The following is a 13,729-nucleotide window of genomic DNA, read 5'->3' as shown; positions in this document are numbered from 1 at the left end:
GCCTTGATGGTTTGATCGCTTTAAAAAAGGCCGTGTGAACGTGAGTTCACACGGCCTTTTGCGTTTCAGCGCCGAGCCACATCCGAAAAGTAGAACTTATCCAGCGTATGCCGCGATTCGGTGTACTCGAACTGCCTCCCATCCTGCAAAAACGTCTGGTTGCTGACCACGATCACATGGCTCTGGCCGTCGAGGTCCAGGTGTTGCTGGTCGTCCTTGCTGAGGGGCACCGCTTCGATGGTGCGCTGGGCGTAGGCGATTTGCAGTTGCAGGGTCTGCTCGATGAAGGCGTAGATCGATTGTTCGGCGATGTCGCGGGACAGGCCGGGAATCACGTCGCTGACGAAATGGTTGATGTCGAGGATCACCCGTTTGCCGTCGATTCGCCGCACGCGCTTGATCCGCGTGATCAGGCTGCCTTCTTCAGCCTTGATGTGTTCGAGCAGTGGGCCTTCGAGGGGAATCTGGGTGAATTCGACCACCTCGGTGCTGACGTCGTTGCCCAGTCGCGGGTAGGTTTCCTGGAAGCTGACGATACCGCCGAGCTGAAATTCGATCGGGTTGGTCGACAGCACGAAGGTGCCTTTGCCATGGACTTTCTGCGCAAAACCGCGCTCCTGCAATTGCTCGATGGCCTTGCGTACGGTGCCGCGGCTGGCTTGATAGCTGTCCATCAGTTCGGTTTCGGAGGGCAATCGGGCGCCGCGTTCCAGACGTTCGGTCGTGATGCTGGCAAGCAGATCGCTGTAGATCTGGTTGTATTTACTCATGGGGATGGCTCTATGCCGCGCTGTGCTCAAGGTTTCGAACCTTAAGGGCAGGGTAGGGGTTTGTCCATGCGGCTTTGGGTTTCTTTGACTTCGGATGTAGGAAATATCGCTGCCTGTCAGGTTCAGGATAAACAAAATCAAACTCGTCTGTACGAGTTGTTGCAATAACTCGTACAGACGAGTACTTTTCGTTTCGGCGTGCTGCCAATAACAAAAAACTACAGTGGAAGAACAAGCATGAGCCACGACTATCCGAATATCGTCACTGAGCTGCTGCACAACCTCGGTGGCAGCGACAACCTCGAGCAGGCCGCGCATTGCGTCACACGGCTGCGCCTGGCCCTCAAGGACCCGAGCCTGGTCAACAGCGCCACGCTGAACCAGATCGATCTGGTCAAAGGCTCGTTCTTTACCGGCGGCCTGTTCCAGGTGGTCATCGGCCCCGGCGAAGTGGAAAAGGTCTACGCCGAGCTGCGCCGGCAAACCGGTCTCGCCGCCTCGACCATCGCCGACGTTAAACAAAAAAGCGCCGACAAGATCCACCCGATGCAGCGATTGGTGCGGGTATTTTCCGACGTGTTCATGCCGATCCTCCCGGCGCTGATCATTGCCGGCCTGCTGATGGGCATCAACAACCTGATCGGCGCCAAGGGCATGTTCATCGAGGGCAAGACCCTGCTCGATGCCTACCCTAAGCTTGACGGGCTCTGGAGCCTGATCAACCTGATGGCCAACACCTCGTTCGTGTTTCTCCCGGCGCTGGTGGGCTGGTCGGCGGCCAAGCGCTTTGGCGGCAGCGAAATCCTCGGCATTGTGCTCGGCCTGATGCTGGTGCACCCGGATCTGCTCAATGCCTGGAACTACGGCAAAGCAGTGGCGGGGCTGGAGGGGCAAAGCCTGCCGTACTTCGACATCCTCGGTATGTTTCAGATCGAGAAAGTCGGTTATCAGGGACAAATCCTACCGATCCTGCTGGCGGCCTACGTGATGAGCGTGATCGAAAAGTGGCTGCGGGCGCGGGTGCCTAACGCGGTGCAATTGCTGGTGGTGCCGATCACTACCATCGTCGTCACCGGTGTGCTGGCGCTGGCGGTGATTGGCCCGGTAACCCGTCATCTGGGGATTCTCATCACCGAAGGCGTGGTCACCCTGTTCGACCTGGCGCCCATGGTCGGCGGCGCGATTTTCGGGCTGCTCTATGCACCGCTGGTGATCACCGGCATGCACCACATGTTTCTCGCGGTCGACCTGCAACTGATCTCCACTCAGGGCGGCACATTCATCTGGCCGATGATCGTCATGTCCAACCTCGCCCAGGGCAGCGCGGCACTGGCGGTGTTCTACATGACCCGCAGTGTGCGGGACAAGAGCATGGCCTCGACCTCGGCGATTTCTGCCTACTTCGGCATCACCGAACCGGCCATGTTCGGGGTCAACCTGCGCTACAAGTTTCCGTTCTATGCGGCCCTGATCGGCTCGGCGCTGGGCAGCATTTTCCTGTCGCTGAACAAGGTCCAGGCCTCGGCGATCGGCGTCGGCGGATTGCCCGGTTTCATCTCGATCATTCCGCAGTTCATTCCGATGTTCGTGATCGGGATGGTGATTGCCATGGTCGTGCCGTTTGTTCTGACCTGCGGGTTGAGCATGAAGATTGTCCGGCCCGGGTATCGGGTCGCCTGATAGATCGCATTCGCCCGTAGGAGCTGCCGAACCTTCGGCAGCTCCTACGGGGCCAGTACATATTCAAAAAGGAAATAGCGCCATGCAAGACTGGCAACGTTCGGTGATCTACCAGATCTACCCGAAGAGTTTTCACAGCCACGCCGGCAACCCCACGGGGGATTTGCTCGGCGTCGTGGCCAAGCTCGATTACCTGCACTGGCTGGGTGTCGATTGCCTGTGGATCACCCCGTTCCTGCGTTCACCCCAGCGCGACAACGGTTACGACATCAGCGATTACTACGCCATCGACCCGAGCTACGGGACCATGGCCGACTGCGAGTTGCTGATCGCCGAGGCCGGCAAGCGCGGGATCAAATTGATGCTCGACATCGTGGTCAATCACACCTCGATCGAACACACCTGGTTCCAGCAGGCCCGCAGCAGCCTCGATAACCCTTACCGCGACTTCTACATCTGGCGCGACCAGCCGAACAACTGGGAATCCAAGTTCGGCGGTTCGGCCTGGGAGTACGAGGCCCAGACCGGTCAATACTACCTGCACTTGTTCGACCACACGCAGGCCGACCTGAACTGGGACAACCCCCAGGTGCGTGCCGAAGTCTTCAAGATGATGCGTTTCTGGCGCGACAAAGGCGTGGGTGGTTTCCGTCTGGACGTGATCAACCTGATTTCCAAACCAGCGGATTTCCCCGAGGACAACAGCGACGGTCGGCGCTTCTACACCGACGGCCCGAACGTCCACGACTACTTGCAGCAAATGCACCGTGAAGTGTTCGAAGGCCATGACCTGATCAACGTCGGCGAGATGTCATCCACCAGCCTGGAACACTGCATCCGCTATTCACGGCCAGAGTCGAAAGAGCTCTCGATGACCTTCAACTTTCATCACTTGAAGGTTGATTACCCGAACCTGCAAAAGTGGATTCGCGCCGATTTCGACTTCCTCGCACTCAAGCGCATCCTCTCCGACTGGCAAACCGGCATGCAGGCCGGCGGCGGCTGGAACGCACTGTTCTGGTGTAACCACGATCAGCCGCGGGTGGTCTCGCGTTTTGGTCATGACGGTGAGCATCGGGTGGTGTCGGCGAAGATGCTCGGTACGGCGCTGCATTTCCTGCAGGGCACGCCGTTTGTGTATCAAGGTGAAGAACTGGGCATGACCAATCCGGGGTTCGATCACATCGATCAGTACCGCGATGTCGAAACCCTGAACATTCACCGGCTCAAGCGCGAGGCAGGTAGCAGCGACGCCGACAACATGGCGGCGATCATGCAGAAGTCCCGGGACAACGGTCGCACGCCCATGCACTGGAACGCCGAGCCTAACGCCGGTTTCAGCGCTGCCGAACCATGGATCGGGGTGCCGGCCAACGCGGCGCAGATCAACGTCGCCCACCAACTCGACGACCCGGATTCTGTGTTGCATTACTACCGTCAGCTGATCGCCCTGCGCCGCCGTGAAACGCTGATGTCCTACGGTGTGTATCGGCAGTTGTTGCCTGAGCACACGCAAATCTGGGCGTATGTGCGTGAAGGCCATGGCGAGCGTTTGCTTGTGCTGAACAACTTCTACGGCACGCCGTGCGAAGTCGAACTGCCGGCTGACGTGATCAACCCGGCGATGGCGCAACGGCTGGTGATCAGTAACTGCCGGGACTGTCCGCTGCGCAATCAGCAGGTGTTTTTACGGCCGTTCGAGTCGTTCGTGCTGCACCTGACTGACCACTAGCCCTTAACCAATAAAAGCACCGTTTCAAAAAACACGCAGAACGCTGCGCGGGGGAGTTTTGCGCGCCGATTTTGCTGCATCACACAATAAAAATAATGAGGTGGTTCTTGAAAACAACAATAAATCGCAGCCTTGTAGCGGCGGGCGTGTGCCTGGCATTACCACTGTCGGCCCAGGCGCTGGAGTTCTCCGGTTACTTGCGTAGCGGCGTCGGGACCTCGGTTAACAGCGGTAAGCAGCAGTGTTTCCAGTTGCAGGGAGCGCAGACCAAATACCGCTTGGGTAACGAATGTGAGCAGTACGCTGAACTTGAACTGCGCCAGGATCTGTACACCCTGGACGATGGTTCGGTGCTCAGCGTCGACGGCATGGCATCGCTGTATAACCAGTACGACAAGGACCTGACGTTCAACGGTGACAACGGCTCGGTGCGCATGCCCCAGATGTACGCGCAATGGTCGAACATGCCCAGCCTCAACGGCGGTTCGCTGTGGGCCGGTCGGCGTTACTACAAACGGAACGATATCCACATTTCCGACTTCTATTACTGGAACCAGAGCGCTACCGGCGGCGGTATCGAAGATGTGCTGATCGGCGATCTGAAGTACAGCTACGCCTTTTCGCGCAAGGACAACCTGTACCAGAAGGATTATGTCACCCGGCAGGATTTCAACGTCGCAGGTTTTCAGACCAACCCCGGCGGTGAGCTGGAGTTTGGCCTGAGCTACATCGACAAACCCGACAGCCGCGACGCTCATCGTGGTTGGGCGATCACCACTCAGCATGTGCAGAAGGGCTTTCTGGGCGGCAAGAACAAACTGGCCTTTCAGTACGGTGAAGGCCCCGGCACCGGGTTGGGTTATACCGGCAACGTGAAGCTGGACGACAGCAGCAAAAGCTACCGGGTGGTGGAGTTCTTTGACTGGCAAGTGACGCCACGATTTGGCGGGCAGGTCGAAGCGGTCTATCAGAAAGACATTCGCCCGGATGGCGCTGACCAGAACTGGATTTCCCTTGGGATTCGCCCGGTGTATGCGATCACCGAGCAGTTCAAACTGGTGACCGAACTGGGCCACGATCAGGTCGAAGCCACGGGCGGGACGCGCAAGCTGAGCAAGTTCACCTTCGCCCCGACCTGGTCGCCCAAGGGCCCGGAATTCTGGGCGCGCCCCGAGGTGCGTCTGTATTACACCTATGCCAGCTGGAACGAGGCGGCCAAACGGGCGGCCAACGAACTGGCGGCGGGTTCGGCGTTGTCCGACACCGGCACCTTCGGCACGGCGCGACACGGTGCGAACGTCGGATTGCAGGTCGAGTACTGGTGGAAATAAACGCCGCATAACCCCGGTACCGCAATATCCCAGCGTCTTTTATAAAGAACAAAACAGCAGGTGACGTCATGGCCACACCCCAACAATTGCAACTGCACGCGCCCTTGTCCGGCGTATTGATGCCTCTGGACCTTGTGCCTGATCCGGTGTTTTCCAGTCGCGTGATCGGTGACGGTTTGTGCATCGATCCGACTTCAAACACCTTGTGCGCGCCACTGGCCGGGATCATCAGCAATGTGCAGGCCAGCGGGCATGCCGTCAGCATCACAGGGGAGAACGGCGTGCAAGTGTTGCTGCACATTGGCCTCGACACCGTGAACCTGGCGGGCAAGGGGTTTACCCGGCTGGTGGTGGAGGGGCAGCAGGTTGACGTTGGGCAGTCGCTGATCGAGTTCGATGCCGATTACATCGCCTTGCATGCGCGCAGTTTGTTGACATTGATGCTGGTGGTCAGTGGCGAGCCGTTCACTTGGTTGGTACCCGAAACGGGCCTGGTGGACAGCGGCCAACCGTTGTTGGGTTTGAATACGGCCGATCAGATAATGGATGAAGCGGTGCCGGAGAAGGGCGAGGCGCTGTTCTCCAAACCGGTGACGCTGGCTAATCCGAACGGCTTGCACGCCCGCCCGGCGGCGGTGTTCGCCCAGGCCGCCAAGAGGTTTTCAGCGAGTATTTTCCTGCATAAACAGCATAACAGCGTGAACGCGAAATCCCTGGTGGCGATCATGGCGTTGCAGACCGTTCACGGCGATGTTGTGCAAGTCAGCGCGGCGGGCCCGGATGCCGAAGCGGCGATCAAGACATTGACCGAGCTGCTGGTGACAGGCTGCGGTGAAGCAGGCGCGGCCTCGACGCAGGTTGATGCGAAGGGGACTGTGGCCTCATCGCTGACAGTGTTGCGTGGAGTTTGTGCATCGGCCGGATCGGCGTTTGGCCAAGTGGTGCAGATAACCGAACAAAAACTGGAAGTGAATGAACTCGGCACTACTGCGTATGCTGAACGCGATCACTTGGCCCGGGGCCTGGCCGAGGCATGGCAGGTCTTGCAGCAGTTGTGTGACAACGCTGTTGGCCGCGCGCAGTCGGACATCTTCAAGGCGCATCAGGAACTGCTTGACGATCCGGCCTTGTTAGGAGCGGCCCATGAGCTGATCGACGAAGGTAAAAGCGCGGCGTTCGCTTGGCGCGCGGCCACCGAGGCGGCGGCAACCATGTTCCTGGGCCGGGGCAATGCGCTGTTGGCGGAACGGGCGGCAGATCTGGCGGATGTGAGTCAACGGGTACTCAAACAGATCCTGGGCGTGCAGGACTGCGTGCTGGAGTTGCCTGACGGCGCGATCCTGATCGCCGAGCAACTGACGCCGTCCCAGACCGCCGGGCTCGATACCTGCAAGGTATTGGGATTTGCCACGGTCGGCGGTGGCGCCACCAGCCACGTCGCGATTCTGGCCCGGGCCGCTGGTCTGCCGGCGATCTGCGGCTTGCCGGTTCAGGTGCTGGCACTGGCCAACGGCACGCGGGTGTTGCTCGATGCCGACAAGGGCGAGTTGCAGCTGGATCCTGAACTGACCGCCATCGAGCAGTTGCAAACCCATCGTCAGCAGCAAAAGAAACGCCAGCAATACGAGCTGGCCAATGCAGGGCTGGCTGCCTGTACCCGTGATGGGCATCACGTTGAAATCACCGCCAATATCGCTTCGCTAGCCGAAGCCGAACAGGCGATGGCGCTGGGTGGCGAGGGCGTCGGTCTGTTGCGTTCGGAGTTTCTTTATCTGGATCGCAATCATGCGCCAAGCCATGACGAGCAGGCTTCCACCTACAGCGCCATCGCCCGCGCCCTGGGGCCCGCGCGCAATCTGGTGGTGCGCACCCTGGATGTCGGCGGTGACAAACCGTTGGCCTACGTGCCGATGGACCACGAAACCAATCCGTTTTTGGGTATGCGCGGAATTCGTTTGTGCCTGGAGCGTCCGCAGCTGTTGCGCGATCAGTTCAAGGCAATTCTGAGCAGCGCCGGACTGGCTCGCCTGCACATCATGCTGCCGATGGTCACGCAGCTGTCGGAGTTGCGGTTGGCCCGTCAGCTGCTTGAAGAAGAGGCGCTGACATCAGGGCTCACGGAACTGCCGAAACTGGGGATCATGATCGAAGTACCGGCGGCGGCGTTGATGGCTGACCTGTTTGCACCCGAGGTGGATTTCTTCTCCATCGGCACCAACGACCTGACCCAATACACCCTGGCCATGGACCGCGATCACCCACGGCTGGCCAGTCAGGCCGACAGTTTTCATCCCTCGGTGCTGCGCTTGATTGCCAGCACCATGAAAGCCGCTCATGTCCATGGCAAATGGGTCGGGGTGTGCGGCGCCCTGGCTTCGGAAAAACTGGCGGTACCGCTGTTGCTGGGGCTTGGCGTGGATGAGCTGTCGGTGAGCGTACCGTTGATTCCGGCGATCAAAGCGGCGGTTCGCGAAGTGGACCTGCTGGATTGTCAGGCCATCGCCCAGCAGGTGCTGGGGCTGGAAAGTGCCGAGCAGGTACGCGAGGCATTGCGGCAGCACCACGAGGCAACGGTCAATACTTCACTGGTTCTGGAGAACTGAGCATGTTCGAGAAAATGCAGCGGGCGTTCTGGAAAGCTTTGACGCCGGACCTGGTGGTGGATGAGCCGAAAGTGGTGGCTCAGCCTGATTGCGGTTTGGCCCCGAATGTCGTGGCCGCGCTGGGCGGTGTGGATAACCTCAAGTCGCAACAGCCGATGGCGCTGACCCGGGTGCGGGTGGAGTTGCGGGATGTGGTGCAAATGGATCGGCAGGCGCTAACGGCTGCGGGGGTGCCGGGCGTGATGCTACTGGAGGATGGGGTTGTGCATTTGATTACCGGACTTCAGCCATAACCGGACCTTTGTGATGAGGGGGGGGCCGCCCCTCCCCCCGTAGGAGCTGCCGAAGGTTCGGGCCGCGTTCGGACGATCTTTTGATCTTGCTCTTGTGGCGACCATCCGCCGCGCTGCCCTTACTGTTTCTCAACCGCAGGTGTATCGTATTCGCCTTTTGCAGGCCCCTCGCCTGTGGTTGATACGTGAGGTAGTTGAGTTCATGTCCTTTACCCGTCGCCAAATCCTCGGTGGCCTGGCCGGTCTTGTTGTCGTTGGTGTCGGAGCCGGTGGCGCGTCGCGTTACTGGCTGGGCAAGATGGCCGATGCTGACGCCGGTCATGACTACGAGTTGATCGCTGCGCCGCTGGACGTTGAGCTGGTGGCCGGGCACAAGACTCAGGCCTGGGCGTTCGGCCCGTCCGCACCGGGGACCGAGTTGCGGGTGCGCCAGGGTGAATGGTTGCGGGTACGCTTCATCAACCACCTGCCAGTCGCCACCACCATTCATTGGCACGGCATTCGTCTGCCGCTGGAAATGGATGGCGTGCCGTACGTCTCGCAACTGCCGGTGCTGCCGGGTGAATACTTCGATTACAAATTCCGCGTGCCGGATGCCGGCAGCTACTGGTATCACCCGCATGTGAACAGCAGCGAAGAGCTCGGCCGTGGCCTGGTGGGGCCGTTGATCATCGAAGAGCGTGAGCCGACCGGTTTCAAGTATGAAAAGACCTTGAGCCTCAAGAGCTGGCATGTCGATGACGTCGGCAATTTCGTCGAGTTCAGCATTCCCCGTGAAGCGGCCCGTGGCGGTACGGCGGGGCGCCTGGCAACCATCAACGGCGTGCCGCAAGCGGTGATCGACTTTCCGGCCGGGCAGATCACCCGTGTACGCCTGCTCAACCTCGATAACACCCTGACTTATCGCCTGAACATTCCCGGCGTCGAAGCGCAGATCTATGCACTGGACGGCAACCCGGTCGAGCCACGACCGCTCGGCAAGGAGTACTGGCTCGGTCCGGGCATGCGTATTTGCCTGGCGATCAAGGCCCCGCCGGCCGGTGAGGAGTTGTCGCTGCGCAACGGCCCGGTACGCCTGGGTACGTTCCGTTCGGTGGCCAATGCCGATGCGCCGACCGAGTGGCCGCCGGCACTGCCGGCCAACCCGATCGCCGAGCCGGACCTGGCCAATGCCGAGAAACTCAACTTCAATTTCGAATGGGTCGGCTCGGTATCGGTCAACGTTGATAACGGCAAGCCGCCGAGCCTGTGGCAGATCAACGGCAAGGCCTGGGACATCACCGACAAGACCTGCGCCGACCGCCCGATTGCCAAGCTCGAGAAGGGCAGGAGCTACATTTTCGAATTGAAGAACATGACTCAGTACCAACACCCGATTCACCTGCACGGCATGAGTTTCAAGGTCATTGCCTCGAACCGGCACAAGGTCATTCCGTATTTCACCGACACCTACCTGCTGGGCAAGAACGAGCGCGCGCAGGTAGCGCTGGTGGCGGATAACCCGGGTGTATGGATGTTTCACTGCCATGTGATCGACCACATGGAAACCGGCCTGATGGCCGCCATCGAGGTGGCGTGATGCGTCAGATTCGTCCCGCCGCCATCATCGACCGCAGCCGTGATCGCGAATTCATGCACGAAGCCCTGGCACTGGCGGCGCAAGGTGCGGCCCTTGGCGAAGTGCCGGTGGGCGCGGTGCTGGTGCAGGACGGGGAAATCATCGGGCGCGGCTTCAATTGCCCGATCAGTGCCAGCGACCCGAGCGCTCACGCCGAGATGGTCGCCATCCGTGCCGCCGCCCAGGCCGTGAGCAACTACCGCCTGCCGGGCAGCACGCTGTATGTGACGCTGGAGCCGTGCAGCATGTGCGCCGGCCTGATCGTGCATTCGCGGATTGCGCGGGTGGTGTACGGCGCGCTGGAGCCGAAAGCCGGGATCGTGCAGAGCCAGGGGCAGTTCTTTACCCAGGGCTTTTTGAATCACCGGGTGTTGTATGAAGGCGGGGTGTTGGCGGAGGAATGTGGGGCGGTGCTCAGCGAATTCTTCAAGGCCCGGCGCGCCAAACCATCAGACTAATCACGGACCCTGTGGGAGCGAGCTTGCTCGCGATAGCGGACTAACATTCAACATCTCTGTTGACTGACAGGGCCTCATCGCGAGCAAGCTCGCTCCCACAGGTTTATTCGGTGTTTGGGAGACTGGGGTTTACTTGCGGGCGACAATGACCGCCCGCATCGGCGCCGGCAGCCCTTCAACGGTCTTGCTGTGATCCTCGGGATCGAGGAAGTCACTGAGCGACTGATACTTCATCCACTGCGTCCCGCGCTGTTCCTCGACCGTGGTGGTGCTCACATCCACGCACTTCACGTCCGTGAACCCGGCACGACGCAGCCACAACTCCAGCGCCGGCACCGACGGCAGGAACCACACGTTGCGCATCTGCGCGTACCGGTCTTCCGGCACCAGCACCTGATGCTTGTCGCCTTCGACCACCAGCGTTTCCAGCACCAGTTCACCACCTTTGACCAGGCAATCCTTCAGCGCCAGCAAATGTTCGATCGGCGAGCGGCGGTGGTAGAACACGCCCATGGAAAACACTGTGTCGAAACCTTCGAGGTTTGGCGGCAGGTCTTCGAACGGGAAGGGCAGGTGCCAGGCATTCGGTTCGGACAGGTAACGCTGCACCGCCTGGAACTGACAGAAGAACAGCCAGTTCGGATCGACACCGATCACACTGTCGGCACCGGCGCCGAGCATGCGCCACATGTAGTAGCCGTTGCCGCAGCCGACATCGAGGATGCGCTTGCCTTTCAGGTCCAGGTGCGGGGCGACCCGCGACCATTTCCAGTCCGAGCGCCATTCGGTGTCGACGTGCACGCCGAACAGGTCGAACGGCCCCTTGCGCCATGGCGACAGGCCCATCAATGCGGTGCGCATTTGCGCGCGGGTTTCATCGTCGCAATCGGTGTCCAGCTTCAAGCCATTGAGCAGGTCGACTTCACTTGGCTGGATCTTCGGTAAAGCGTCTAGCGCACTTTGCCAGCGCTCCAGGTCGCCATGACCCTTTTCCATTTTCTTGTCGAGTTGCGCCTGCAGGGTGTTGGCCCAATCGGCCAGTGGAGTACCGGCCAGACGGCGGGCAAGGGGGGACAGATCAATCATGGCAAGGCAATCAACGAGGCAAAGTTAAGACACTGGAACCACGGCACGACTTTCGAGAACCCGGCGGCCAACAGGCGTTCGCGGTGTTCTTCGAGGCTGTCGGGCTTCATGACGTTTTCGATGGCGCTGCGTTTCTGGGCGATTTCCAGCTCGCTGTAGCCGTTGGCGCGTTTGAAGGCGATGTGCAGATCGGTGAGCAGTGCGTGTTCCTGCTCGTCTTCGAAGCGCAGTTTTTCCGAGAGGATCAGGGCACCACCGGGCAACAGCGACTGACGGATGCGCGACAGCAACGCCGTGCGCTGGTCCGGGGCGATGAATTGCAGGGTGAAGTTCAGCGCCACCACCGAGGCCGGCTGGAACTCCAGCGCGAGAATGTCGCCTTCGATCACCTCGACCGGCAGCAACTCCTGGAACATCGAATCCTGCCCGTTGAGGTACTCGCGGCAGCGTTCGACCATCGCCGCGGAGTTATCCACAGCGATCACCCGGCAACCATCGGTGCGCACGTGCCGGCGCAGGGCCTGGGTCACGGCACCGAGCGACGAGCCCAGGTCGTAAAGCACGCTGTCCCGCTGGGCGAACTGCGCGGCAAGCACGCCGAGGTTTTCGACGATGGTCGGATAGCCCGGCACTGAGCGCTTGATCATGTCCGGGAACACCCGCACCACGTCCTCGTTAAAGGCGAAGTCAGGCACCTGGGCCAAAGGCTGGGCGAAAAGGCGATCGGGTTCTTTGCTCACGGCGGTTCCAGCGGTGCAGGTGGAAAAGGCCGGCATTTTAGCCAAGTTGGCGCGGGGATGCGCGGGTTGTCTGATAAAGCGCCAAATCAAAAGATCGCAGCCTGCGGCAGCTCCTACCCTGCAAACGCGATCCCTGTAGGAGCTGCCGCAGGTTGCGATCTTTTTCTCATGCTGGTTGCGTTTTTTTGCTGAAAGCCGAGACAGTGATACCCCATTGCCCCAGCCAATAGCTGAGGATGATCACATAAGGCGCGGCATCGAACGGCACCACAAACCGGCTGATGCCAATCACGCTGTCGGAGAACACGAACGCCACTGCGCCCGCTGCTGCCCACAGCGCCGAACGCTTGGGCACCTCGGTGCCGAGCCGGGCCAGTGCGCGCCAGAGCATGGCGCTGATGGCCAGACCGTAGACGATCACCGGAACCAGCAATGGCCCCAGTCCATGATTGATCAGGATCCCCAGCAGTACGGCACCAACACCGAGGGCGACAATCAGCGACAACAGCGCCAGACGCCGGCAGTCGCTCAAGTACGCTTTCAGATAGGCCAGATGAGCGACCAGAAACGCGCCCAGCCCAAATACAAACAAGTCCCCCGGCCACGCCAGCAACACGTCGCCGACCAGGGAGAAAATCAACCCCAGGCTGATCCAGCGCCGATATTCACCGGGCGGAGCGTCATGCAACCAGCCGAGCAAGGCCAGCACGGGCAGCGGTTTGACCAGCAGGCACAGCAGAGACGCATGCACGCTCAGGCCGTAAAGAAAGGTCACCGCGCCCATCAGCGCCAGAATCAGCCAGCCCACGGTCAGTTAACCGAGATCGCGCAGTCGAACGAGTCCACCGGCAGCACTTCCGGCGCCCACGGCTGTTGCGAGGTCAGGCGCAAACGCCCGGTGCCGGTCGCAAAAGCCTGAAAGCGCCAGGTCGAGACCCCGGCCGCGCCGACGATGCCGGCATCTTCCGGGTTTCGATAAACCTCTGGCCCCAGGGCGTGCAACACGCCGCCGGCCGAATCCTGGATCGCCCAGCGATAGCCCGTGGTCGGATTGCTCGGCAAGGTCAGGATCAGGTTTTGCCCGTTGGTGAGTTTCACCGGACATTCGCTTTGGTTTTCCACTGTCACGTTGTGCGCAGGTTGCGTGGCACATCCGGCCAGCAGGGCGAGGGCGAAGGGGGCAAGCAGGCGAATGGAGGACATAGGCTTCAGGGGCTCCGGCGTTCACGACGAACGGCGAGCATAACTTAAGATGAGACAAAGTGTGATGGCCAGCCAAGGGCTGCAGTGCCAGGACTGACGCTTTCGCTGGCAAGCCAGCTTCTACAGGGTTTTGCAGTGAACACACATTGTGTGAACACCGCCGACCACTGTAGGAGCTGGCTTGCCAGCGAAAGCGGTGGTACTGGCGCTACATG

Annotated in this window: 12 protein-coding genes; 7 read left to right on the top strand and 5 right to left on the bottom strand. The window is 60.4% G+C overall.

What is annotated here, in order from left to right; all coding sequences use genetic code 11:
- Positions 1 to 65 precede the first annotated feature (65 nt).
- On the bottom strand, positions 66 to 770 hold the full coding sequence (gene treR, locus AC1DKH_RS19770) for a trehalose operon repressor (protein WP_477753502.1): 705 nt from the start codon (positions 768 to 770) through the stop codon (positions 66 to 68).
- A gap of 237 nt (positions 771 to 1,007) precedes the next feature.
- Between treR and treP the strand changes: the two genes are divergently transcribed.
- The 7 genes from treP to tadA all read left to right on the top strand — a co-directional run bounded on the left by treP (position 1,008) and on the right by tadA (position 10,485).
- On the top strand, positions 1,008 to 2,450 hold the full coding sequence (gene treP, locus AC1DKH_RS19765) for a PTS system trehalose-specific EIIBC component (protein ID WP_477799027.1): 1,443 nt from the start codon (positions 1,008 to 1,010) through the stop codon (positions 2,448 to 2,450).
- An 82-nt stretch (positions 2,451 to 2,532) separates the two neighbouring features.
- On the top strand, positions 2,533 to 4,182 hold the full coding sequence (gene treC / locus AC1DKH_RS19760) for an alpha,alpha-phosphotrehalase (RefSeq protein WP_477799026.1): 1,650 nt from the start codon (positions 2,533 to 2,535) through the stop codon (positions 4,180 to 4,182).
- Positions 4,183 to 4,289: 107 nt separating this feature from the next.
- Entirely contained in the window at positions 4,290 to 5,513 is a 1,224-nt protein-coding gene (locus AC1DKH_RS19755; protein ID WP_477799025.1) for a carbohydrate porin, read from the top strand.
- A gap of 68 nt (positions 5,514 to 5,581) precedes the next feature.
- Positions 5,582 to 8,116 carry a phosphoenolpyruvate--protein phosphotransferase gene (gene ptsP, locus AC1DKH_RS19750; RefSeq protein WP_477799024.1) on the top strand — a complete coding sequence of 845 codons (2,535 nt, stop codon included), beginning with the start codon at positions 5,582 to 5,584 and terminating at the stop codon, positions 8,114 to 8,116.
- 2 nt (positions 8,117 to 8,118) lie between these two features.
- Complete coding sequence (locus AC1DKH_RS19745; RefSeq protein WP_477799023.1) at positions 8,119 to 8,409, top strand: PTS sugar transporter subunit IIB; 291 nt, start codon at positions 8,119 to 8,121, stop codon at positions 8,407 to 8,409.
- Positions 8,410 to 8,611: 202 nt separating this feature from the next.
- A complete protein-coding gene (locus AC1DKH_RS19740; RefSeq protein WP_477799022.1) occupies positions 8,612 to 9,988 on the top strand; it encodes a multicopper oxidase family protein in 1,377 nt (458 codons plus the stop codon).
- Positions 9,988 to 10,485 (top strand): tRNA adenosine(34) deaminase TadA, encoded by a 498-nt coding sequence (gene tadA / locus AC1DKH_RS19735; RefSeq protein ID WP_477799021.1) that lies wholly within the window; start codon positions 9,988 to 9,990, stop codon positions 10,483 to 10,485. Before AC1DKH_RS19740 ends, tadA begins: the two co-directional genes overlap by 1 nt.
- Positions 10,486 to 10,614: 129 nt before the next feature.
- Here tadA and cmoB read toward each other — a convergent pair whose 3' ends face one another.
- The 4 genes from cmoB to AC1DKH_RS19715 all read right to left on the bottom strand — a co-directional run bounded on the left by cmoB (position 10,615) and on the right by AC1DKH_RS19715 (position 13,514).
- The gene (gene cmoB / locus AC1DKH_RS19730; protein ID WP_477799020.1) at positions 10,615 to 11,571 is read right to left on the bottom strand and encodes a tRNA 5-methoxyuridine(34)/uridine 5-oxyacetic acid(34) synthase CmoB; all 957 of its coding nucleotides are present in this window, start codon (positions 11,569 to 11,571) and stop codon (positions 10,615 to 10,617) included.
- Positions 11,568 to 12,311 carry a carboxy-S-adenosyl-L-methionine synthase CmoA gene (gene cmoA, locus AC1DKH_RS19725; RefSeq protein WP_477763322.1) on the bottom strand — a complete coding sequence of 248 codons (744 nt, stop codon included), beginning with the start codon at positions 12,309 to 12,311 and terminating at the stop codon, positions 11,568 to 11,570. The genes cmoB and cmoA overlap by 4 nt, the downstream gene beginning before the upstream one ends.
- Positions 12,312 to 12,477: 166 nt before the next feature.
- Positions 12,478 to 13,119 (bottom strand): lysoplasmalogenase, encoded by a 642-nt coding sequence (locus AC1DKH_RS19720; RefSeq protein ID WP_477799019.1) that lies wholly within the window; start codon positions 13,117 to 13,119, stop codon positions 12,478 to 12,480.
- Positions 13,120 to 13,121: 2 nt separating this feature from the next.
- A complete protein-coding gene (locus AC1DKH_RS19715) occupies positions 13,122 to 13,514 on the bottom strand; it encodes a protease inhibitor I42 family protein (protein WP_477753492.1) in 393 nt (130 codons plus the stop codon).
- Positions 13,515 to 13,729: the final 215 nt, after the last annotated feature.

The organism is Pseudomonas sp. 05L36 (assembly GCF_056398125.1).
This window is presented reverse-complemented; position numbering and strand designations above follow the sequence as displayed.

Coding starts and splice junctions, on each gene's coding strand:
- treR (WP_477753502.1), bottom strand. CDS start 770: ATGAGTAAATACAACCAGATCTACAGCGATCTGCTTGCCAGCATCACG.
- treP (WP_477799027.1), top strand. CDS start 1,008: ATGAGCCACGACTATCCGAATATCGTCACTGAGCTGCTGCACAACCTC.
- treC (WP_477799026.1), top strand. CDS start 2,533: ATGCAAGACTGGCAACGTTCGGTGATCTACCAGATCTACCCGAAGAGT.
- ptsP (WP_477799024.1), top strand. CDS start 5,582: ATGGCCACACCCCAACAATTGCAACTGCACGCGCCCTTGTCCGGCGTA.
- AC1DKH_RS19745 (WP_477799023.1), top strand. CDS start 8,119: ATGTTCGAGAAAATGCAGCGGGCGTTCTGGAAAGCTTTGACGCCGGAC.
- AC1DKH_RS19740 (WP_477799022.1), top strand. CDS start 8,612: ATGTCCTTTACCCGTCGCCAAATCCTCGGTGGCCTGGCCGGTCTTGTT.
- tadA (WP_477799021.1), top strand. CDS start 9,988: ATGCGTCAGATTCGTCCCGCCGCCATCATCGACCGCAGCCGTGATCGC.
- cmoB (WP_477799020.1), bottom strand. CDS start 11,571: ATGATTGATCTGTCCCCCCTTGCCCGCCGTCTGGCCGGTACTCCACTG.
- AC1DKH_RS19715 (WP_477753492.1), bottom strand. CDS start 13,514: ATGTCCTCCATTCGCCTGCTTGCCCCCTTCGCCCTCGCCCTGCTGGCC.